We start from the raw sequence: 23,575 nt of genomic DNA, 5'->3' as shown, positions 1-23,575 counted from the left end.
AAAATTTAAACCGGCATCGTCAAGTTAAGTAACATAGTGTCAAAAAGAGTAATATTTTTAGATTTCAGGCAGCAAGAAGTCTTTGAGTAGCTTCATCCCAAATGGATTTAGCGGATGCAAATGCAATTCTTTGGTAAGGTGCTGTTTTAGTATATCTTCCAACATTTACGGCAAATATATTTCTAACTTTTCCCATCAGTGATAATGTACATTGTGCTGCATTAGGATGCTTAAATTTAATCAATATCTTCTCTTTTCGCCTAGTTGGTTGATGTGCATTCTCAACGCGATTATTTAATCTCTTATTAGTTCGATGTTTAGTCCTAGGACACATAAGCTTAATCAGTTTAATGTAACTCTTGAGCTTATCAGTAACAATTACTCTTGGAGCTGGGTAATTGCCCAATAATCTTAATAAAAAGCGAATAGCTGATTTCTTGTTGCGTCGCTTCTGTAGCAATACTTCTAATTCATGTCCCTCAGAGTCAACAGCCCTCCATAGTATGAATACTTCACCTTTAATCTTAATGTTCATTTTATCTAAATGCCATTTATCAGTTGGCTTCCGCTCTCTCCTTCTGATAACATCTTGAAAATAAACTGCAAATTTGTTGCACCAAAATCTTACTGTCTCATGACTCAAAATAATACCTCGATATGCCATCTGTTCTTGAACATCTCGGTAGCTACTATTAAAACGATGATATAACCATACTGCATGGCTAATGATGCTTGCTGGAAAACGATGTCTCTTCGGAGCTTGAGTAATACGCATAATGGTGAAATTTAGAGATAAATGGTTACTGCTATTCTATAAATTATTCCATGCATTTGCTCAATACTTAATTTACATCTCTCTTAACTTGACGGTGCCGTGGAAAAAGAGGAGAATATATTATGCATAATATTTCTCCTTAATCTCAGTTATAGGAGAGATTTTGAAGAAATTATAGCTCTGATAATGCAATCTCAAAGGAGAATATAGGGAGCATAAGAATTTTTTGATAACAATATTAAACTGTGAAAGCCCTAGAGATAAGGTGGTGGGCGATAGGGGAGTTGAACCCCCGACCTTTACGATGTCAACGTAACAGTTCGTTTTTTTAGATATTATCTGAACAATTTTATAAAAATAAAATACAACACTATAGTGCTGCATCACGCCTAGTGAAAGCCTTATATTCATAGCTACCTCTTCGATGTGTAAAGAAATAATTTTACTGTAGTTAACTTTGAATGACCTGTCAAATACTTATTAACATATACTAACAACTTACACTGACAGGAGAACATATGGAGCATTAATATTATCAACCATTATCTAATTTCGGTGATTATTCTTATATGATTTGCTATCATAGCCAAAGCATATTATAACTTTAGTTATCAATGCTCTTATGAGGTATTTATGTCAGTAAAATCTTTATTCTTTACTAGAGAAGCATTAAATAACATTAAAATCCCAACAGAAAAACAAAATATATATAGAGATACTAAAGAAAAAGGATTATTTTTAATAGTATCATACGGTGGCAGTAAGACATTTTACCTTGGTAAAAAAATTCAACAATTATACCAAAAAATCAAGATAGGGCGTTTTCCAGAACTATCTATTACTGAAGCAAGAACAAGAGCATCTGAATTAAAGGGGGAGATTGCAAAAGGATATAATCCTGCTGAAGAAAGAGCCAGATTATTAAAAGAGCTTACCTTTAAGGATTTTTATGACAAATACCTTAATGAATACAGTAAAATTAATAATAAAAGATGGAAAGATTATGCTGCTTCTGTAGATAGATATGCAAAACATTTATATCCTAGAAAAATATCCACCATTCAAAAAATAGATATTCAAGAGTTGTTTAATAATTTAACTAAAACTGGTAAATATGGAGCTAATAGATTTCTTGAAATATTAAGTCCTGTATTTAGCAAAGCAATAGAATGGGGATTAATTAAGGTGAATCCCGTTATTGGGATAAAGAAGCATCAGGAACAATCTAGAGACCGTTATTTAACTAGAGAAGAAATACCACAGTTTTTTACAGCAATAGTAGAAGAGAAAAACCAAGTAATGAAGGATTTTTTCTTAATAGCTTTATATACATCAGTTCGTAAAGACAATTTACTTACTATGAAATGGGAGCAAGTAAGTTTTACTGACAAACAATTGTATCTTCCAGAAACTAAGAATGGTGATCCCCACCATTTACCTTTATTAGATCAAGCAATAGAAATATTAAAAGCTAGGAAAGAGCAATCTAATAGCATTTGGGTATTTCCAAGTGAGAGCAGCAGTAGTGGTCACCTGCAAGAACCAAAGAAAGCATGGAAGAGGATTTGTAAAAAAGCAGGAATAGAAAATTTAAGGATCCATGATTTAAGGAGAACAATACCAAGTTGGATGGCAATGACTGGAGCAAATCAATATGTAATAGGACAGCTTCTAAATCATAGAGATCCAAGATCAACGGCAATTTATACTAGACTTGCCACTGATACTGCTCGAGAATATATGCAAAGAGCCATTAATGAAATGATCTCTACTACGGTTAAACAGTAAGAAATCCATCCACCAGTGTACCAAGCAAAGGGCAAATCTTTGTCATCTATTTTGCTAAGATGTTTATATCATATTTTGATCTTAAATTCCAGTTTCAAAATAGGTCTAATGTTTGAATATCATTAAGTAAATCTATTATATGGCAAAATAGTTTGTATAGGGATAGCGTAATTTTTTTGATAAATACAAGATTGTAAAAAATTTAGTTCTGATTCCATATTATTCTCAATAATTTCAACCATCCATGCTTTATAATTTTCCTGTGGATGGGTAGACCAACGATATCCTCTAGACTTTAATAAATCCTTAGTCTCATAGGGTGCATTTTTAGCCCAAACTTTAAATCTTGTTTTATGACAATTCATGAGTAATTGTTTCAATACTAATTCTTTAGAAACTGGTAGATACTGTGATAGTAAATGTAACCCTGCAAGGCAATCTATAACTGCTCGGTGTCCTTCATAAAAGAAATTATATTTATATGCAAGATATTCCAATTTTTGGCTTTCTATTTTTTCATATTTCCAATCTATGTCTACTCTAGAACAGCCCCAAATTTGGGGTGTCAGATCTGGAAATAATTTATCAAAAAATGGTCTATCAAATCCTGCATTATGTGCAATAATAATACTTACATTCTGAAGAAAATTAATAACTTCTTCTTTATTTATATTTTGGTCACGAACCATTTCATTGGTAATACCGGTTAGTTCGGTAATATGTGGTGCTATAGGCTCTTTTGGATCTTGATATTGATTAAATTCCTCAAGTATATTGTAAATACGTCCATCGTTCGTGTATTCAAATTTCACCATTCCAAGTTCTAAGATTTTATCAGTAACATAAGATAATCCAGTAGTTTCTGTATCTAAAAACACTCCTATTTTTTTTGGTCTGTCATCAGGTATGCTATAATAATTCGGTTTATTGTATCGTTTAATCACTTTATATTGATTAGTATTATTTAATACATCTGCTATTTGATCTAAATGGTTAAACATAGTATTTTATTTCAAAATATAAATTAAAAACTTAATTATGCACATAATTTATTCAAATTTAAGAAAAATATATATGTTGTTATTAAAAAGCTAAACTTACACTATGTTATAGCAAATATAATAAAAGACCTTGATTATAAGGTAGATTTTTAATAATACAGTATTTTAAACTTAAGTCATTTGTTATAAAATATAGTGTAAGTTTAGATTCTTATGTGCATAAATTAGTAATAAGAAAGCTCTCTATTATTATAAATTAACTTTTTCGATAATAGTAATATTGCTAGTATTATTCAAAAGATAAATACTAACAAGTAGGACAAAATTTACCGTGTACTGAAATATCAAATATTCTAGAAGAACCTAAGCAAATCAGGACAGGTGCATAAATAACATATAGAGTATTATGGTATTCTATCTTCAAATTAATGTAGTGAGATTTACCGATTCATGATATGTAAACCAATATGGCATATTTCTTTTAGACCATCGAGGTTTTATCTTATCATGATACCATTTAGCACTAAGGTATTTTTGATAAGCTATACATACATTAGATACACTAGTAAAATCTAAGTTTAAGATTTTTGATCTAGTACAATTAATAAATGTAGTTATTGTACTATTAGGAAGATAATAATTATATTTTGGTAAGGTGGATAACAATATTTCTGTTTTATGTAACTTATTAAAACGAAATTTATACTCTAAACATAAAGCTTCGAAGTGTTTAAAGAGCCAATTCCAATTAGCAATATTCACAGAAGTCCAAATAGTACAAGGATGTTTTAAATGAGTTGGTTTATATATGTCATTATAAATGGATTGACTGTTGATGAAAATTGCCGAACTTAATAATTGTGCAGATTCAAGTATCATTTTAACAACACGCTTATCATCTAATGCTTGGGCAGACACAATAGGAGAAATATCAGTAACAAAGATGTTCATACTCTGTGAATATTAATTTAAACTCGCCTTATTGATAGAAAATTGAATTGGTATATTTTCATTATTTTCCATAAGAAATTGATAATAATGCCTTGCTAGATCTACAGCATCACAACTACAGCAGGACTGGATAGCAAGTTTTAAACATTCTAGTTTTAATTCCATATCATTTTTAAACATACAAAACTCATCAATAATGTATTTCATTAATATTAACAAAATTACTGCTAGTTATCAACAAATTCATGGATAGAGCTATAGATTCTATCTCCAGATAAGCACAGTTTTAGATGAATTACAGTTTTTTTTATTATGGCTTAAAACTCCACTGGCAATGTAAAAATTAGGATGTTAATGTCATCATTAGTAAAACTTATCTATTAATGGAAATATCACTTAATTAATATGAATAATAATTGTGCTAATCAAAGATTATATTGGTCACTCTCTACTCCCCTAAAATATATGGGTTTAAGCTTAGATGAGTGGTTTGTTATATTGCTTGGTATAGTACCTGGGATAGTGTTACTGAATAGCGGACATGCTAAGCTTGGGGTCATTAGCATTATAACTGGTATTGTGCTTTGCTATATATTTAAAAAGTTTAAGAAACTATCAGAATATTTTGTACTTAAGAGTTATTTAGTCGCTAAGAAATGGCTATATGCTCCTACCTCTTATCCTAATTTGCTTAATAAAAAGGTAGGCAAGTAATGGAGCATTTATTTAAGCAAAGCTCCATTCAGCAGCTAGTTAAATATAATCAGAGATTATTGCTTATTACATTGCTGCTTGCAGTTACGAGTCTTCTTGGGATGATTAAAACAGTTAGCACGGAAGAAAAATGGTTATTAATTCCGGCAATAGAGCCAGATCGTCGGATGATAGTATCGTCCAAGAGCTATCATGAGACCTATCTTAAAGAATGGGCAGTTTTTGTAATGAAAGAATTATTTACTACTTCACCAGAAGAAGTAGAGAGGCAAATAGCAGATATGAAGGTGGTATCTAGTAATACAGAGCAATTGGATAAATTTTTTAAGGAACATTTAGATTTTGTTAAAGGATCTAATGTTTCATCAGTATTTTTTCCTAAAAAAGTAAAAGTCATTGAGGATGGAGTATTAATTAACGGAACATTTCGTTATTGGTTTTCTGAGAATAAGCATATAGCAGCTGATAAAACTTATTTGTTAACCTACAAGCGAGGAGCAAATCATTTGTTATTACTTACTGGTATTAAGGAAGAAGAGGCAAATAAGCAATGAAAAGTTTAAAATTAGAGTTGCAGATCTTAGTAGTTTTTGTTGGAATAATGTTTGCAAGCTTTAGTAGTAATGCTTATGGGACACATTATATGTTACATACTGATTCTTTGTTAGAGCTGCAAATAGCCAAAGACGCTCCAACTAGGATTAATATCGAAGGAGAAAAAATTAATGATATCTTTATTCACCCTAGGGAAGCTGCAGAAATAGTAGTACATGATTCGGGCTGTTTATTTATTTTACCGCAGCAAGATGAAGTCAAGCTTTACTTAACCCTAATTGGGGAAAATGGCACAATCCAAGATTTAATGCTGAATCTTACTAAAAGCAAACCAACGCCAATTAGACTTATGAAGTTTGATTTAGAAAAAGAAGTAACAAAGTTAACTAATAATAAGGAAGATAAGCATCATGAATGTAAAAAACAAAGATGTAATAGAAAAAGAAAATAATAAACAGTATTTAAGAATAATATATCCTTTATTGCCGGTATTGTTAATTTTTTGTGTAAATGTAATACTATCTGAAGTAGCTTTAGGAGAAACATTAGAAGGACAGTTAGATCGCATTGGTGGACTCTCTACTGGTAAACTTAAAACTATCGGGATATCAGGAGCAACGATTTTATCATCAATCTGGGCAGTAGTCAGGGGTAATTTAAGACTTGCCGGAGCAATTGTAGCCATTGGTATTATTTTAGGGTTTTATTTAGAGTGGGTCTCTAGTGGGATGAAAATCAGTTAGATAATTAAGATATTGATTAAAAGCAATGGATCAAGATTTCAATAAGCAGGCAGAATTACAAAGTACAGTAGAGGATCATAAATTACCATCTGCATTTAGTAAAAGATTATCAGGACTCATAGAGATAATTAAAAACAGACCATTAGTAACTCTAGCTTGCATGGGCGTAATAATAGTTTTGGTGTTTTATGGATTGTCAGAAAGTGAGGTAAAAACTTCCCGAGGTTTACAAGAAGATAGACAATCAAGGGAAATATCCGGAATAGAAAAAGCCATAGATCCAAGGGCTAAATGGACTGCAGAAATATTAAATGAAGTCAAAAACATGCAGAATCATTTAGAGAAGCTAATCGAGAATAAATATTTAGAAACTAAAACTAAAATTGACGATTTTAGTCAAAAGTTAGAATCATTAGAGAATACTCGTGAAGAAACTATATTATATGATGGCAATGATTTTAACAATAATCAAAAAATAGAAGATTTATTAGATAATAACCTTGAGCAAAGCACTGCTGCTGTTTCTACCGCTCCAGTAAAAAGATTACTTGGTTATGTAAAAAGAGCTGATGTAGAGCTCAAAAAAGATTTTAAAGATTATATTACTACTGGAAGTTTTGCACGAGGGGTGCTGCTTACTGGAGTAGTAGTTGGAACTGGCACTAATAACTCAGCATCTCCTGAGCCAATAATGATAAGGCTTGTTGATACAGCTATTTTTTCTAAAGGATATGAAACGGAGCAAATCAAAGAAGCAATTTTAATTGGTTCTTGTAGTGGGGATATTTCATCAGAGCGGGCTAAATGTCGTTTGGAGACGGTATCTTTATTAAATCGTAACGGCAAGATAATTGAAAAACCAGTAGAAGGATGGTTAATAGGAGAAGATGGGAGGCCTGGAATTAAAGGGATAGTAGTTGATAGATCATCAGATATCGCAAGGATGGCGGTGCTTAACGGCGTACTTGGCGGAATAGCACAATTTTTCCAGAACCAGGCAACAAATAGTATATTTCCGGTGTCACCGATTACCGGTCAGCACAATGCCTTAAAAGCTCATGACTCTCTTAAAGCTGGTGTTTATGCCGGTACCGGTAATGCTTTAGAAAAGCTTGCTGATTTTGCAATTAAACGAGCAGAAAGCATGAGTCCAGTAATTGTTGTCGCTTCAGGTAGAGTAATAGATGTAGTATTTAGAAAAGGTTTTGATTTAAGAGAGAATAAAGCGGTTGCTAAAGTAGATAGATTACTACCACCAACTACTACTGATTATTCGCAAAAGGAGGTAAATTATAGTAATTATCAAAATTATTCTGGGAATAAAGTGACAAGTTTTTCTAATAAAAAAACTAAATTGCAAGAACGTTTTATCAAGGATAATGGGACTGATGAAATGACAGATATTGATTTGCAGTCAGAACAACAATATCCGGGTAATTTTTAATGAATAATAAAATAATTAATCTGCTTTTGTTATTAATGTTAAGCTTTAGCGTTGCTAGTTGTAAATTGATGCCATATAGAAGCGATTTTGATTGCCCGCTGCCCCAAGGACTAAAATGTAAATCATTATATGAAGTAAATAAAATGGCAGATCTTGATATGTTTAATCCAAATAATAATGATAAGCCTAATTTTAAATCGAGATGCTCTGCTAGATGCTTTGGAGGGTATAATAATGATATCAGGAATTGATAAAGATTTTGCTCGGGAAAGACTAGCTAAACATTTTGTTTATGAATCATATGATGAGGAGAGTAGCTTGTTTTTTAATAGGGCTTCAGTAGGATTTGTCCTGCTTGGCTGGTCGTTAGTTGGGACAAGCTTGCAAGCACAAGGGGAGATAGCTGAATTTTTAAAAAGTGATGAGAATTTACCGGCAGGAAGTAGTTTTCAAATATTGATGATTGGCTCTGATCATATAAGAGAATATCTAGATAACTGGCAGTTACATAGAAAAAATACAATCTTTGCTGAGCTTAGCAGTAGAAGAACAAAATTTTTAGAGCAAAAAGCACAGGAAGAGGGAAATATCAAAGATGTAGTTTTATTAATTTCAGTCACTATTCCGACGCTGACGATTGATATTAATGAGATGATACAAAGAAGAGAAGCACTGCAAGATACATTTAAATCAATTGGTCTTACTACTTATAATGTTGAGGCAACATTGTTATTAAAATTTGTGCGTTTAATATTTGGTTGGAGAGAAGAAGAGCATCCTGAACTTAACCTTTGCGAAATATTATCTGAGCAGATTTTACCTGGTAATTTTTCTTTATATGAACAGGAAGATTATGTCAGTCTTAATGACAATCAAATATTTATCGCTCTAGAGGCAGGTAAAAGACCTTCTGAGTGGCGATTATCAGCCATGGATTTGTTTTTAGGTAATGAGCTAAGACGAGATGAATATATTAGATCAAATTTTTTAATTCATTTTGGTTTGCAGATTATACCAAATCAGTTAGTGGCAAAAACAGCTGCTATTACTAAAAGAGAAGCTTTAGAGAGAAATATTAATGCTGGAATGGGTAAATTCTTTCCTAACTTAGCTAGTGAAGCACAAGATTTAGCAGGAGCAGTAGCGTGCTTGCAAAACGGCGATAGAGTAGTAAATATCCATTTAAATGTCATTATGTGGGATAAGAAGAACAAAGCCAAAGGGGCAGCATCACAGTTTTGCTCAATGCTTAGAAGAAACGGCTGGTATTTTGTCCCTTGTAAATATGATCATTTAGCGGTGGTACTTGCTAGTTTACCGATGCAGTTAGTTGAAGCAGCACCAAATTCCTTAGTAGGTAAATTTAATAGATTCAATAACATATTTAATAAAAAGACTCAGGGAGTTGGTGTAGCATTATCAAATCTTGGTAGAGGCATAAGAACTATTGCCTCAGAAAGTAAGGTGTTACTGCCTATCATTGGTGAATGGAAAGGGGATTTGAGCTCTCCTGGTATGCTACTTATCGGTAGAAGAGGACAGATAATGTATTGGTCTCCTTTTGGTTCAGCATTAATTGGCTCAAATTTATATAACACAGCTGCAGCTCCAAATGAAAATTTTAATCTTTGTATAGCAGGAGTACCAGGATCTGGTAAATCAGTGTTTATGCAGGAGTTAATGCTATCAATTTTGGGTGTAGGCGGCAAAGTATTTGTTCTTGATTATGGTAGATCATTTAAAAGAACCTGTTTGTTATTGGGCGGTAATTATATTGAATTTGATGTGAAAAATCCGATATCAATTAATCCATTCTCAGAAATTCCAACAGGCGACAGCGAAGATTCAATTGAAGCACAAGCAGATTTTCTCGCAAGTTTTCCATCGATTTTAGCGACCATGGCAGCTCCTCAGTATGGAACTAATGATTTGCAGCAACCAATGCTGCAAAAAGCCTTAATAGCTGTTTGGCACGCAAAAAGAGCAAGAGCTGAGATCACTGACATAGCAGATTGGTTGCTTAAAAGAGAAGAGTCTTACGCACAAGAACTTGGTAATATGTTATTTCCATTTTCCCGTGATGGGCAATATGGCAAGTTTTTTAGTGGTAAAGCAAAATTATCACTAAATTCAGATATAGTAGTAATTGAAACTGATCATCTTCGTAGTAGCCCGGCACTACTTGCAGTAATTGTACAAATCATGATTGTGCATATTAACCAGAACATGGTTAAAGGTGATAGGAAGCGTCCCTTTCTAATCATGATTGATGAAGCATGGAAATTACTATCTGGCAAGAGATCTGGAGAATTTATTGAAGAAGCAGGAAGAATAGCAAGAAAATACAACGGCTCAATTACTCTTGCTACTCGGCAATTAACTGATTACTTCAGGGAAGCAGGATCAGCTGCAGAAAAGGCATTTGAGAACTCATCACATAAAGTTATTCTTAAGCAAAATCCTGAGAGCTTTAAAGCAATGAGAGCAAACCCTAAGCTTGCAGGTTTTGTTGATGAAGATTGGAAGCTAAATTTACTGCAATCAATTCATTCAAATCCACCGCATTATAGTGAAGCAGCGATTTATGGACCTAATGTCCATGGAGTTGTAGCAAGATTAATGTTAGATCCATTTACTCTAATGCTGACCTCTACTAATGCTAGGGATTACCAAACCATAGAAGATAGGATGAATGGGGGAATGAGCGTTACAGATGCCATCAATAATATACTGGAAGAGCGAGGCTTGGCTTAAAGTGATTAGAAAATATGAGAAGATATTTAGCTCTAAAAATTATTGTCATCAGCTTTTTTGTTTTATTTTTAGCTATATTGCAAGTCAGTAATGTTAATGCGGATGGTGTTAATAAGCCTGGCAAAAGCAGCAAAATATTAGATTATGGTGTTAGAGGTCATATATTTCCCATTATTGAAGAATCTTTACTAGAGATAATTATGGCGAGGCTCAAAATAGTAAAACAAAATGGAAATTTAGAGAAAATACAGGAAGAATTTCAAAATAGAGCAAAGCAAAAAATCTCTAGACCAACTCCGGTCTTAGCTCTAGCAAAAGCAAATAAAAACCGTAGCTGGTACTATAATCCAAGCTTTATACAAAAGACAGATATAAAAGATCAAGCAGGAAACATCATAGTAAAAGCTGGAACAAGTGTGAATCCTTTAGAAAAAGTAAGTTGGGGGGAGCTATTGATATTTATTGATGGTGATGATGAGCAGCAGGTTAAGTGGGCTAAATCAAAAATAGGGAAATTAGTACTCACGAATGGCAATCCTGTGGCACTTATAAAAAAGTTAAATAAGCCGGTGTTTTTTGATCAAGGTGGCGTTCTAACTACTTGTTTTAAGATAAAAGCTATTCCAGCTATAATAGAGCAAGAAGGGGTTTTATTAAAAATTAGTGAAATAAAGATTAATTGAAATGTTATAGTATTTGAGTAAAAATTAAGGTGTGAATAAAAACTGATAAAATCCGGAGGTAATCTATGAAGAAGTGGCAATTATCAGACGCAAAGCAAAATTTAGAAAAGATAATAGATTATGTATTACAAGGTAAGGTGCATGCAATAGTAAAGCCTAGTGGAGAAGTAGTATATCTAATTGCAGGTGAGAAAAATAATATAATAGCAGAGCAACCAAAGGTAGTTTATCAAGCAAATACAGATTTAATAACTTCTAAAATACACAAGTAATAATGAAATTAATAATGTTTATTATAATTATTTTGCTTGGTAATTATAGTTATGCATCAATTGGCTGCACTGGTAGGTTTGTAAATCCAATCACTGATGTTTGCTGGAAATGTTTATTTCCAATTACTATCGGAGGAGTAAAAATTGTCTCAAGTTCTATGGCTGATACTAATAACCCAAGGCAAATAATTTGTTTTTGCCCTAAGCCTTCGATTCCGATGCCGGTTCCTGGAATTCCAATTGGATTCTGGGAGCCGGTAAGACTGGTGGATGTAACTAAATCTCCGATGTGTATGGTAAGCCTTGGAGGCATTAATCTTGGTACCAGCATGCAAAAAGGTGTTAAGGATGATATAGAGGGAAGTAGCTTTTATCATGTACATTGGTACATATATCCGGTTATTTACTGGCTTGAGATCTTACTTGATTTTACCTGTTTAGAGATGTCACAAGTAGATATCGCATATTTAACTGAATTTGATCCATTATGGGGAGACGATAGCAAAGCTGCCATATTAAATCCTGAAAGTTTATTATTTGGAAGTATTACAGCTCAAAGTGCATGTATAGCTGATTGTGTGAGCTGTAGTTCTGGTAGTCTTTCTAATGATACGATGTTTTGGTGCGGGGGATGTCAAGGATCTCTTTATCCCTTTACCGGCACAACTAGCCATCATAATGGCGGTGTTGGAACTTCTGCATTAATAGTTGCTAAATTTATGGCTAAGTTACATAGGGAGTTGTTATTATGGGGATATATGGGGAGTAGCGGATTATGCGGTAAATATCCAATGCCAATAATCAAAAAGAGCCAATATAGACTGCAGATGACTTATCCTATACCAGAGGTGCATTCTTGTAAAAAGATTGGTGAGACTGAAACTACCTGGCAGGGTGCACGCGAATTCCCGGTTAAAGGTGAGGATTTTGGTTATTTGATTTGGAGAAAAAAATCATGCTGTCTCTTTTGATGTTATGATGATGCAAGATAACGGGATACAGAAAAATATGTGTTTCAACTTAATAGTTTTAATGAGTTTGCTAATTTTAAGTAATATAAATGCTTTGGCACAACAAGAAGGATTATTAAAGAAGAGCATACATCATAAGACATTAGAGGCTAAAACATATAATCAAATCTACATTTTTGTTTCATTTTCAATGCCTGATTCAGCATTAAAGAGTTATTATATTGAAGCAGAACAAGTAGGAGCAAGACTTGTAATGCGAGGTCTAAAAAATAATTCTTTTTTAGATACTAAAGCACAAGCTGATGAGATTGGTATTAGTTTTGATATTGATCCAAATCTATTTGAGAAATATCAAATTACTTCTGTACCGGCAATAATAGAGAATAGTGAAGACAAGGGAGTGAAAAAACTAACCGGTCACATATCATTACATGATGCATTAGAAATTATGAACAAAGGAAATTCATGAGGTTCACGTTTTTATCAATAATTATTGTATGCTTTAGTTTTAATGCAATTGCTAACATTCAAGATAGTTATAATAGGGCTAAACAATATGAAAATAGTATCAGGCTTGGCAATCCTGATCAAATGGGCAATAAAGTAATATTTGATAAAGACGTAGATATTTCAAACTTAAGTAATATGAGCGATCAAGATTTAACAAAGCAAGGCGGTCAAATATTAAATAATAGTTCATCAGGTCAATTACTACAACAAAGTGAGCTTAAAAAAATAGATGCTTCTCAAGAATACGACCTTAATGCTAAAAATCCATTAATTAGTAATTCAGCTAAGATTGAGGCAGATCCATTAAGTCATACTGAAGGGACTGCACTTAATGCTAGTGAAAAAGTAATTAAGACTAAAATTAGTAAGAGTTGCAGCGAAGGAGTAGAATTTGAAGTAGATATCATCAAGAATCTCATACTAGATGCGGAATTAATAGATAAATGGGGAGATTGGCAGGATAAAGCAATAGTATTTTCAGGTTCTGAGATAAGTAACAGTTATCGTCACTGGCTTTATCCTGTCTTTTGGAAAAAGAAAAGACATTTCGGTAAGCGTAAAACAATATACAGCATGCATATGCATAATAGTCAAGCAATAATGCTTGATATAAGAACAGCAATTGCCGGTAAGTTAAATGTTTCTCTTGATCATATTGATACATATATCGGCATTTCTGCTCAAGGAGAAGGAGCATTAACTGAAGGCTGGGATAGAGATATAGTTAAGTGGGATAGATATGTTTTTACTTATAAATATCGTGATAAAATCAAGGAATTTAGAGAAAAAGGTGAATATTTCCAAATAGTAAATAAATATTTAGAAGCTTTGCTTGAAGAACATGAATGCCATGAAATAAATCGCATATGTCTTGAAGCTGGTAATAAATTATTTTTTAATCAATATAATGTTAATCGTCCATGCTGGAGTGAGCAAATTAAATATCAATGTAGTAGTGAGCCAAAAGATGGGTGTGATCATTTAAAGAAGCAAGCTTGTGAATTAAAAAGTAGTAACTGCATTAAGCGAGCCTCTAGTATCTGTTTGCAGTGGAGGCGAGATTACATATGTATAGCCCAGAAAAAAGAGCTTAGCTCTTCTATTGCTGGATCACAAATGTTTTGTTTAGGAGGGGATTGTCATACTGCAACTATTGTGCCAAATACTGATATGGGAAATGTTGGATATCTTGCCATGCTAAATGAAATGAAAAAGGATATGCAGACAAATCCGATTATGGTTTTTAAAGGTGCAAGTGATAGTTGTCGTAAAACAAATATCGGTAATTTTCTTAATTGTTGTTCCGGATTCAAAGGTTGGGGACGGGATCTAGGATTAAGTAGGTGCAGTGCAGAAGAAAAAGCTTTAGCCTTAAAAAAAGCAAAAGATCAGTGCTATTATATAGGGACATATTGTGCTAAGAAAGATAAAGTATTTAAGACATGTATTACAAAAAAATCTACTTATTGCTGTTTTAATTCAAAACTTGCAAGAGTATTTCAAGAACAAGGCAAAAAACAATTAGCTATTGGTTTTGGCACGGCACAATATGCTAATTGCAGAGGTTTTACGGTAGAAGAGCTGCAAAGAATAGATTTTTCTAAATTTGATTTAGAGGAGCTATTTAGTGATTTATTGGATCAAGCAAAAGACAAAATGAATAAGAATTTTCCTCAGCAACTAAAAAACCAGATGCCTATAATGCAACAACAAAGGTTTAATAATAATCGTACTGATTCAAATTTATCTTATTAAAATAATGAAGTGGCTAGTAAACACAATAATTAAATCATCACTAGCTATTACATTATTAGTAATTAATTTATTGTTATTAATTAATAATTGGTCAAATAATGCATTTGCCGGTACTATGGAGTTAGATAGTAATAATAAAAATGAAATGATTAGATTTAATATAAATAATCAGTTTTGGCAACAACCCCAAGGGTTTTTATGGTATAATGAGGATCATGCTTACAAGCCAGAAATATTAAAATTTTCTCAAGATAAAAAAAAGCAAGAGCCAGAACTTGAGCCTTATGATGAAAGGATAGACGCTTTAAAGAAGGAATTTAATAGAGCTAAGCGTAAAGCCTTAGATGATCCTACTCTTGAAAATGTCATTATTGCTCAAAGGTTACATAAACAAATTTTAGAAAAATCACATAAATTTGCCACCATGTGGCAACTAGCAACGATATTAGATTACAAGCTAGTAAACATGGATGAACCAGTAAATTCCTTACATAAAAAATTATATGAAGTAAGGCAAGAAGAAGAAAACAGTAAAAAACTAAGATTTTTAGCTAAGAATTGGGGATTAATTCTGCAAGTAAATCAAGGATGTAATTACTGTCAGGCATTTACCCCTATTGTAAGAGAATTTGCAGATAAATATGGCTTTCAATTAATTTTTGTAAGTAATAGTGAAACTAGATTTCAAGGGATGCCAACCATTAAAGATACCGGTTTATTACAAACACTAAATCCTGCAAAACTTGTACCGGTATTATATTTAGTCGATAGCAGCGGCAAACAAATATATCTAATTGCAAAAGGCATTATTAGTGAAAATAAAATTGCTGAAAATATTTTATTGATAGTGCAGTACTATAATGTACTAAAGGTTAGTGATTATGATTGGTAACAATAAGTTTAGAAGAGTGATCTACATAAAACATGTGATACATATTTTCATGATAGTTTTGTTGTTACAAGCCACAACATCTTATGCTTGGGATTTACAGGATGTATTTGAAGGGATGAGTGTTAATGTAACGAAACCTGGTTCATATCAATCTCAAGCTGCCGGCTATTATGCAGCAGGAGGACTATCAATGCGGACAAGTAAAACAGCTTTTAATCCGATCTCTATAACTCCGCCAACACTGACCATGAGCTGTAGTGGTATTGATTCTTATCTTGGTAGTTTTTCGATTATTTCAGGTGAAGAGCTGGTACAGCTGATGAAAAATATTGGCTCGCAAGCAAAAGCTTATGCATTTTCATTGGGTCTTAAGACCTTTGCTCCACAAATAGAAAATGCCTTAAAAGATTTAAGAAATCTTGCTATGGAAATGAATCAATTTGCTAAGGGAGATTGTGAAATGACTAAGGCTCTTTTTGCTTCCATTTTGCCTAAAGATTCAGCCATGAGAGAATCAGTTTGCAAAGATTTACAATCCAGCTCTGGTTTGGATTATTTTGCTGCCGGCAAAAAATGTCGTAGTGATTTAGAGCAGAAACAAGCTTTAGCCAGCATCCAAAATAAAGATCCAGAGCTAATGCTAGATAATTATAATATTTTTATCAGGGCAGCAGAAAAAGCAGGGATTCCTGAAAATATGAGAAATGCCATTATGTCAATGATGGGAACTATAATAGTTCGAGATAATAATGTCTATTTCTTTGAATCACTTGCTCAAGATGAAAAGAGCTGGATTGCTCATTTAAAAGGCGGTGAATCTGCCTCAATTTATACTTGTGATAATATTCATTGTTTAAACCCAGCCCTAAGACATAATATTACTATTGCTCCAGATCAATCATATCAAGGCAAGGCTAAAACCAAGCTAGATGAATTAAAGAGCAAACTTGCTAGTAATAATGAGTTTAGTAATGCCGATATTACTTTCCTATCTTCAATAGGGGAAGCATTTCCAATATATGATTATATTACTTTAGAAGCAATATCTGGGGTAACTATTTTAGATAGCTCCTCAGAATTAGTGGCTAGTTACAGCTTGTTGCAGCATTTAAAGGAGGTAGTCTCTGAGGTTAGAAAAGCTGTTACCATGCTAAAACCAAAACAAGTAGCAGATCATCATTTAACTGCCTACTTAAAAGCTTTAGATCGAGTACAACTTTTTGCTCAGGAGAAATGGAGTAATATGCTAACCAGTAGTGATCAGATTGATAGAAGAGCAAGATTAATAGAACAACATTTAATAGCTAAAGAGAGGGCTTAAAAATTAATTATAAATTAAAGTTAGATGAGCAAGTAGATAAGCAAGCACAAAAATAAGCAAAGCAGATAAAAATTAAAAAGAATATGGCAGATTACGTAATACATACATTTGGTGGAGGAGATATATTATGGCAAATTTTTAATGGTATAGGAAGAGTCTTTGCCTCAAATAGTGAGTATTTTACACCAGTAGGTAAATTTGCTTTGACAATTGGTGGTATTTGGGCAGCAACTCGTGCTATTTTTAGAGGTAATATTGGTATTTTTGCCATGGAGTGGTTTTTTCCATCCTTATTTATTTTTATCTTTTTATTTGCTCCAAAAGCAAATGTATGGCTTAAGGATGAAATATCAATGCAGACTCCTGTTAAAATTGATAATATTCCAATAGGAATTGCTTTATTTGCGTCAGTATCATCAAAAATAAGTTATTCCTTATCAGAAATGCTAGAAAAACATTTACTACCACCTAATGAAGGGTTATCAAGCAGGAAGAATGGCATTATGTTTGGGGCAAAAGCTATCGGTAAAATCAAGGATATTCAAATAGAGGATCCAGTAACTTTAACCAACACAAAAGAATTCTTAAGACAATGTTTTATGAAACCTTATATAATTGGTAATATTTTAGGCAAAAAAGCCGAAGCACAAAGAGCAAGTGATATAATTGCTTTTATCGAACAAAATATGCCGAATAATTTTGGTATTTATTATAAAGACCCAAATAATTCTGCTATTTCTTTTAAAACTTGCAAGCAAGTAACTCCTTTAATTAAGGCAGCTATTAATAAAGAATTAAATGATGGCTTGTTGACTAAATTTGCAAATATCATAGGGATTCAGTCTGATAGGCAAGAGATATTATCTAGCAGATTAAAAACTATGACCTCTGATACTCTAAAATATCTTAAAAAAGAGCAAACAGATATTCACCAGTGGATGAGGCAAGCAATGCTACTTAATGCTAATCGTGAAGCTTATGATGACTTGCGAGAAAAATTTTCGCTATCTAGAATATATCCTCAGTTAGTTAGTATGAATGCTACCCGCGGGTTATTTCAGCAATCATTTTCGTATTTGGTTGCAGGAGAGATGGCAGCAAATATAATGCCTATCTTACAATCAGTATTTTTTGCCTTGGTGATTTGTCTCATTTTCGTAGTATTTCCCATGTCAATGTTGCCTGGTGGTTATACAATTTTTAAAACTTGGATAACCTTAATTATTTGGGTAACTAGCTGGCCAGTATTTTTTACTGTGATTCATTGTTTAGGAATGATTAGCCTATCTGGTAAATCTGGCACGAATCACTTTACTGGTTTAAATATCTTATCGCAAGGGAGTTTTTCAGAAATGGTGCTGCATGAATTTGCAACGTTTCAGATGTTAGCTGCTTCAGTGCCGATGTTATCCTGGGCAGTATTAAAGGCGTGTGCCCATGCAACTACCATTTTGGCCAATCAATTTTCTCCAGTACCGGTTGCAAGTAATATTGGTACTAATATTGCTGATAATAACCTCTCTATAGATAATTATAGCATCGGCAATCGAACTGTTGCTCAACAAAATCTTTCCCCACTACTTCAAATGGCAGGAGGAATTATTGATGATGGAGGAATGAGAGTGACTGTTACTTCCAGCGGTAGACAAGTACTGACTCAAGCAGTAGACTCACTTGTTAACAACTACCGCTCTTCTAAATTATTACAGGATAGTTATCAATCTCAGTTTATGAGTTCACAAAGTTATCTTGACTCATTAAATGATAGATATAGTGATTTAACTACTACAGGAAATTCCATAGCAACTGAAATAGGTAAAAGATTAAGTTATGAGGAAGCAAAATCTATCGGTATTACTGATAGCCAGTATCTAGCCTTGCAGCAGATGAATTCAGACAGCACATCTGCTACTGATCATACTGGTAGTAGTAATAGAAAAGGAACTAGTACTAGTTCCGATATAGGCTTAAGAATACCTAGTATACTCGGAATAACAGTTGGATCAAGTAATGACAAAGTACAAGATCAAGGTAAGTCAGTTAATCAACAACAATCATATAATGAAGCATTATCTAAGATTAAAAGTGCCACTAAAGAGGGTAGATTAGGTCACACAAATAGTGATCTGCAGTCATTTAGTAATAATCTAAATAGTAATTTTTCTGAGCAACAATCTGTAGGGCAAGAAATAGCAAGAACTAAACAAAATATCGAGCAATTAAGCTATAATATGAATTATATATCACAAAACTCGGCTGCTATTGATCGCAATTTAAATGAACCGGTATTAAATAGCATAATTGCCAAAAATATTCCCGGAGTAAGTAGTAAAGAGCAAGCTGCTATGTGGGCAAGTACTCACCAAAAAGATGCTGAACAAATAGCTTTAGATATAGCTAAAATTAATAATACTATACCTCAAAATTTAAGTGCTACAAGTAGCTCTCATATTCCATCTAAAGAAAGCTTGCGATCAAGTTTTGATGAAAATAAACAACGATTAAATGATCAAGCGGCTATTAGTAGTATTGATGACAGAAGAAATGATATTTATGATAAAAATGTAGAACAAATGCTAATTAATAATGTAGATAATAATGAAGTAGAAAAAGTAAAGATTCTTGAGCAGTTATCTGATAAAGTAAAAGATAAGAAGGTGCAAATTCAGGGTGAATTTAATAAAACTCCTGAATCAACGATTGTAAGAACTGGTGAGCAAATAGCAGATAATCTTGGCATTAGTGATAAGGCGATAAAGAAAAGAAATATTAAACTACCGGGCTATAAAAATGAAAATAATTAAGAAGAAATTTATGCAAAATATAAAAAAATTAGTGATTTTATCTATCTTGCCATTAATACTTTTTAACATTGTTTTAGCAGAAGGCTCAAATAACTATGTTAATGAAAAACCACAACCAATAAATCAACAACGCCACATTCAAGATTCAAGCATTTTAGCAGAAGAATATTTTAATATTGGTAGTTCTTTTTATAAATTAGGTAAATATCAGGAAGCTATCAAAAACTATGATTTAGCTATTAAATATAAGCCTTACTATGCTATAGCTTATAATAGCAAAGGAATAATTTTCAATAAGTTAGGAAAATATCAAGAGGCCATTAAAAATTATGATTTATCCATTAAATATAACCCTCACTGTGCAGAAGCATACAATAATAAAGGAAACGTTCTAAATACAATAGGACAGTATCAGAAAGCTATAACTTTATATGACATAGCTATTAAATATAATGCTAGTTTTGCAGAAGCATATAATAATAAGGGGAATTCTTTAAATAACTTAGGAAAGCATCAAGAAGCGATAGAGAATTTTGACCTTGCTTTAAAATATAACCCTAGATATCCAGAAGCTTATTATAATAAGGGAATATCTTTAATGTATTTATGGCAAAATCAGGAAGCGATAGAAAACTATAATTTGGCTATTAAATATAAACCTGATTATGTTAACAGCTATAACAATAAAAGTGTATCTTTAATAAATTTAGGAAAATATCAAGAAGCAATTGATACCTGTAATATAGTTATCAAATATCAGCCTAATTGTGTAGAAGCATACTATAACAAAGCCATGTCTTTAAACATATTAAAAAAACATAAGGAAGCAATAGAGAATTGTGATTTAGCAATCAAATATAATCCTGATTATATAGGATCATACTTAGAAAAAGGTATAGCCCTTAGAAAATTAGGACAATATGAAGAAGCAATTAAGAGCTATGATTTAGCTATTAAGCACAAAATTGATTATGCTGAGAGCTACTTAGAAAAAGCTATTACTTTAGTGAATTTAAACAAACATAAAGAAGCAAAAGAAAACTTTAATTTAGCTCTTAAATATAAACCTAATCTTATGACAGAATATAAAGAAATAATTAAGGCTTTAAGAAAACTAGGTAATGATCTGATGGCTGGTGAGTTTGAAGAAAAATTAAAGATAATGCAAGATAATTTATACGCACATAAAAACCACGGGGCTTGCCCCGTGGATGTAGTGCTCCCCATATCTTTCTGCTATGGTGATGTATGCAGATTAGAAAACAAGGTCACTGTGCTTACCAATGTGAGTATCATTTGGTGTTAGTGAGTAAATATAGGCGGAAAATATTCAATGCTGGGAGTTTTGGGTATTTTGAAGCAATACTTAAGCAGGTGTGGGGAAATATACCTGAGATAAAACTATTGACGATAAATCATGATATAGATCATATTCACATGCATCTATCTATACCACCAAAGGTGAGAGTTAGTGATGTGGTGAGGACAATAAAATCTATAACTGGTAGATTATTAAAAAAGAAATTTGAATATATAAGGAAGGCTTATTGGGGTATTGATGGAGTCTGGTCAGATGGATATTTCGTGTCAACTGTTGGAATTAATGAGCATATAATAAAACGATATATAGAGCATCAGGGGCAGGAGGATATGGGGCAAGCACAGCTTGTACTCGACCTATAGGTCGACACAGATACCACGGGGCTTGCCCCGTGGAGTGTTCACAATTCTATGCAACCACAAAATCAAAATAATTTTACTCGTGGTTCACAAATCTTTGCTCATCAGCTACGAATGCTTAGTCAAGGAAGTATCAATACTTTAACAGCTGGGCTAATATTTACTATAGTTTGGTTAATGTGGCGTATATATCAAAAATTATCCTTGATAAGTCTATATTATTTTATCATAGAGCGATACGTACAATTAAAACTTGCCATAGGAGAGCATTTTTACCCTATAAGCCAAATAGGTATTAAATTCTATTATTTAGAACAAAAAGCTTGGGTTTACCGTAATGCTGAAGAATTTGTTCATAAATTCTGGCATGTTACACCGCATTCGCATAATATCAATCAATTTGAGCAATTCTTATTGCATTCAGCTTGGCAAGAAGGTATTGTTACTTTTACTATTGGTCTATTTACTGCTATCATCTTTTTTATGTATCGAGGTAAAAAAGCTGTTATCCAAGATAAGATCAGGGGAGCAGATTTTGTCGAAGCAGGTATTTTAGCAAAAATGCTTTATAAAAACAACCAAGCTGCTAATATTTGCTTTTCTGGATTGCCATTGGTTAAAAATAGTGAAAGGAGACATATTCTTATTACAGGTACTACAGGTAGCGGTAAAACCAATATGATAAATGAGCTATTACCTCAGATTAGAAAAGAGTGTGGTAGAGCAATTATTGTTGATTTAACAGGTAGCTTTACTGATCGATTTTTTGATCCAAAATGTGATAAGATACTTAATCCTTTGCAAGAGAATAGTTCAGCATGGCTGCCGTGGAATGATTGTCATGACATTTGGGATTATAATGATATGGCAAGTAACTTTAGTAATTATAATCCAAAATTAGATGATTTTTTTGCTAAAACTGCTGAGTTGGTACTGGCTGAAGGATTAAGATTATATCATGATAGTAAAGACATCAAAAAACTAATAAATACTATTCTTTATGCAAATAATAAAGAATTTGTTAGGATCTTTAAAAATAGTGCAGTAGCCGGTATAATTAGCAGTAGTGCCCCTGAGACTTCGTCCGGTATTCAAGCAACTATTAGTAAAAATATTGAAGCTCTGCAACATTTAAAGCCTGATGGTAGTTTTAGTATTAGAAAGTGGTTTACTGCGGACAAAGGTTGGTTATTTATAACTAGTACTCCTAATCAAAGAGTAATGCTTAGACCACTTATTGCTGCATGGATTAGCATAGCGATAAAAGCATTAATGAATAGGAACATCAATAATACTTATAGTAATATGTGGTTTGTGATTGATGAGCTACCAGCACTGCAAAAGATATCTTCACTTCCTATAGCTTTAGCTGAAAGCAGGAAATATGGTGGTTGCGTTGTTGCAGGTATGCAAAACATTCATCAATTAGAGGAGATATATGGTTCTGCAGGAGCAGCTTCAATGCTTGATCTATTTGGCAGTAAATTTATCTTTCGAGTAAGTGATCAGCAGACAGCACATAAATCAGCTTTAATGCTTGGTGAGCAAGAAATAATCGAGACTCAAGAGAATCTCTCTTATGGTGCTAACTCTATGCGTGATGGAGTAAATATGCACAGCTTAGAAAAAAGGAAGTTATTAGTAATGCCATCTGAAATTATGAACCTAGAAGATCTCACCTGCTATGTAAAACTTGTGGGTAATTTCCCTATTACTAAATTACCAATGAATTTACAAACTTGATTTAAATCCAAAAACATAGAAGCCATTTTAATGGCATTTTTAAAAGATTTTAATATTTGATAAAGAGAACATACCTGAACAAGAAAAATCCTATTATAATGCCCCTTTAAATCGCTAATTTAGTATTACGAGTTTTAGAGGTAAGCCGTATATAAAAAACTTTTTTGTTATTTCAGAATCTTTTATAAATGATTTTTCAAACAGCAGAGTAAATTTTAC

General features: G+C 32.7%; 21 protein-coding genes. 18 read left to right on the top strand and 3 right to left on the bottom strand.

Annotation, left to right across the window (positions count from 1 at the left end):
- Positions 1 to 64: 64 nt before the first annotated feature.
- Positions 65 to 775: an IS6 family transposase gene (locus tag ACICQC_RS03105; RefSeq protein ID WP_395476422.1), complete on the bottom strand. Its 711-nt coding sequence runs from the start codon at positions 773 to 775 to the stop codon at positions 65 to 67.
- Positions 776 to 1,408: 633 nt separating this feature from the next.
- Between ACICQC_RS03105 and ACICQC_RS03100 the strand changes: the two genes are divergently transcribed.
- Positions 1,409 to 2,563, top strand: a complete 1,155-nt coding sequence (locus ACICQC_RS03100) for a tyrosine-type recombinase/integrase (RefSeq protein ID WP_395477345.1) — start codon at positions 1,409 to 1,411, stop codon at positions 2,561 to 2,563.
- Positions 2,564 to 2,685: 122 nt separating this feature from the next.
- On the opposite strand, the gene ACICQC_RS03095 is transcribed toward ACICQC_RS03100, so the two are convergent.
- Positions 2,686 to 3,564: a 3'-5' exonuclease gene (locus ACICQC_RS03095; RefSeq protein WP_341794883.1), complete on the bottom strand. Its 879-nt coding sequence runs from the start codon at positions 3,562 to 3,564 to the stop codon at positions 2,686 to 2,688.
- Between the two features lie 420 nt (positions 3,565 to 3,984).
- Positions 3,985 to 4,515, bottom strand: coding sequence for a pyrimidine dimer DNA glycosylase/endonuclease V (locus ACICQC_RS03090; protein WP_395477344.1), 531 nt, complete (start codon positions 4,513 to 4,515; stop codon positions 3,985 to 3,987).
- Positions 4,516 to 4,920: 405 nt separating this feature from the next.
- Between ACICQC_RS03090 and ACICQC_RS03085 the strand changes: the two genes are divergently transcribed.
- The 17 genes from ACICQC_RS03085 (at position 4,921) to ACICQC_RS03005 (ending at position 23,356) form a co-directional block, all read left to right on the top strand.
- Positions 4,921 to 5,229 (top strand): hypothetical protein, encoded by a 309-nt coding sequence (locus ACICQC_RS03085; RefSeq protein WP_395477343.1) that lies wholly within the window; start codon positions 4,921 to 4,923, stop codon positions 5,227 to 5,229.
- Positions 5,229 to 5,783 (top strand): TraE/TraK family type IV conjugative transfer system protein, encoded by a 555-nt coding sequence (locus tag ACICQC_RS03080; RefSeq protein WP_395477342.1) that lies wholly within the window; start codon positions 5,229 to 5,231, stop codon positions 5,781 to 5,783. Before ACICQC_RS03085 ends, ACICQC_RS03080 begins: the two co-directional genes overlap by 1 nt.
- Positions 5,780 to 6,235 (top strand): hypothetical protein, encoded by a 456-nt coding sequence (locus ACICQC_RS03075; protein ID WP_395477341.1) that lies wholly within the window; start codon positions 5,780 to 5,782, stop codon positions 6,233 to 6,235. Before ACICQC_RS03080 ends, ACICQC_RS03075 begins: the two co-directional genes overlap by 4 nt.
- The gene (locus ACICQC_RS03070) at positions 6,195 to 6,527 is read left to right on the top strand and encodes a hypothetical protein (protein WP_045805770.1); all 333 of its coding nucleotides are present in this window, start codon (positions 6,195 to 6,197) and stop codon (positions 6,525 to 6,527) included. The genes ACICQC_RS03075 and ACICQC_RS03070 overlap by 41 nt, the downstream gene beginning before the upstream one ends.
- Positions 6,528 to 6,552: 25 nt before the next feature.
- Positions 6,553 to 7,971 (top strand): TraB/VirB10 family protein, encoded by a 1,419-nt coding sequence (locus ACICQC_RS03065; protein WP_395477340.1) that lies wholly within the window; start codon positions 6,553 to 6,555, stop codon positions 7,969 to 7,971.
- A 234-nt stretch (positions 7,972 to 8,205) separates the two neighbouring features.
- Entirely contained in the window at positions 8,206 to 10,725 is a 2,520-nt protein-coding gene (locus tag ACICQC_RS03060) for a TraC family protein (protein WP_395477631.1), read from the top strand.
- Positions 10,726 to 10,739: 14 nt separating this feature from the next.
- Positions 10,740 to 11,408 (top strand): type-F conjugative transfer system protein TraW, encoded by a 669-nt coding sequence (gene traW / locus ACICQC_RS03055; RefSeq protein ID WP_395477339.1) that lies wholly within the window; start codon positions 10,740 to 10,742, stop codon positions 11,406 to 11,408.
- 65 nt (positions 11,409 to 11,473) lie between these two features.
- Entirely contained in the window at positions 11,474 to 11,680 is a 207-nt protein-coding gene (locus tag ACICQC_RS03050) for a type II toxin-antitoxin system Phd/YefM family antitoxin (protein ID WP_395477338.1), read from the top strand.
- 2 nt (positions 11,681 to 11,682) lie between these two features.
- Positions 11,683 to 12,651, top strand: coding sequence for a conjugal transfer pilus assembly protein TraU (gene traU, locus ACICQC_RS03045; protein WP_395477337.1), 969 nt, complete (start codon positions 11,683 to 11,685; stop codon positions 12,649 to 12,651).
- A gap of 37 nt (positions 12,652 to 12,688) precedes the next feature.
- Positions 12,689 to 13,120 carry a type-F conjugative transfer system pilin assembly protein TrbC gene (gene trbC, locus ACICQC_RS03040; RefSeq protein WP_395477336.1) on the top strand — a complete coding sequence of 144 codons (432 nt, stop codon included), beginning with the start codon at positions 12,689 to 12,691 and terminating at the stop codon, positions 13,118 to 13,120.
- Positions 13,117 to 14,916 (top strand): conjugal transfer protein TraN, encoded by a 1,800-nt coding sequence (locus ACICQC_RS03035; RefSeq protein ID WP_395477335.1) that lies wholly within the window; start codon positions 13,117 to 13,119, stop codon positions 14,914 to 14,916. The genes trbC and ACICQC_RS03035 overlap by 4 nt, the downstream gene beginning before the upstream one ends.
- A 1-nt stretch (position 14,917) precedes the next feature.
- Positions 14,918 to 15,808, top strand: a complete 891-nt coding sequence (locus ACICQC_RS03030) for a conjugal transfer protein TraF (protein WP_395477630.1) — start codon at positions 14,918 to 14,920, stop codon at positions 15,806 to 15,808.
- Positions 15,798 to 17,129 carry a conjugal transfer protein TraH gene (locus ACICQC_RS03025; protein ID WP_395477334.1) on the top strand — a complete coding sequence of 444 codons (1,332 nt, stop codon included), beginning with the start codon at positions 15,798 to 15,800 and terminating at the stop codon, positions 17,127 to 17,129. The genes ACICQC_RS03030 and ACICQC_RS03025 overlap by 11 nt, the downstream gene beginning before the upstream one ends.
- A gap of 83 nt (positions 17,130 to 17,212) precedes the next feature.
- A complete protein-coding gene (locus ACICQC_RS03020; protein WP_395477333.1) occupies positions 17,213 to 19,933 on the top strand; it encodes a conjugal transfer protein TraG N-terminal domain-containing protein in 2,721 nt (906 codons plus the stop codon).
- Positions 19,934 to 19,943: 10 nt separating this feature from the next.
- Complete coding sequence (locus ACICQC_RS03015) at positions 19,944 to 21,239, top strand: tetratricopeptide repeat protein (protein ID WP_395477332.1); 1,296 nt, start codon at positions 19,944 to 19,946, stop codon at positions 21,237 to 21,239.
- Positions 21,182 to 21,616: an IS200/IS605 family transposase gene (tnpA, locus tag ACICQC_RS03010; protein ID WP_395476676.1), complete on the top strand. Its 435-nt coding sequence runs from the start codon at positions 21,182 to 21,184 to the stop codon at positions 21,614 to 21,616. Before ACICQC_RS03015 ends, tnpA begins: the two co-directional genes overlap by 58 nt.
- A gap of 48 nt (positions 21,617 to 21,664) precedes the next feature.
- Positions 21,665 to 23,356 carry a type IV secretion system DNA-binding domain-containing protein gene (locus ACICQC_RS03005; RefSeq protein ID WP_395477331.1) on the top strand — a complete coding sequence of 564 codons (1,692 nt, stop codon included), beginning with the start codon at positions 21,665 to 21,667 and terminating at the stop codon, positions 23,354 to 23,356.
- The last annotated feature ends 219 nt before the right edge of the window (positions 23,357 to 23,575 follow it).

This window comes from Rickettsia endosymbiont of Pantilius tunicatus (assembly GCF_964291875.1).
Classification (GTDB): Bacteria; Pseudomonadota; Alphaproteobacteria; order Rickettsiales; family Rickettsiaceae; genus Rickettsia.
Note: the sequence above shows the minus strand (reverse complement) of the source record. Positions and strands in the feature narration are given on the sequence as shown.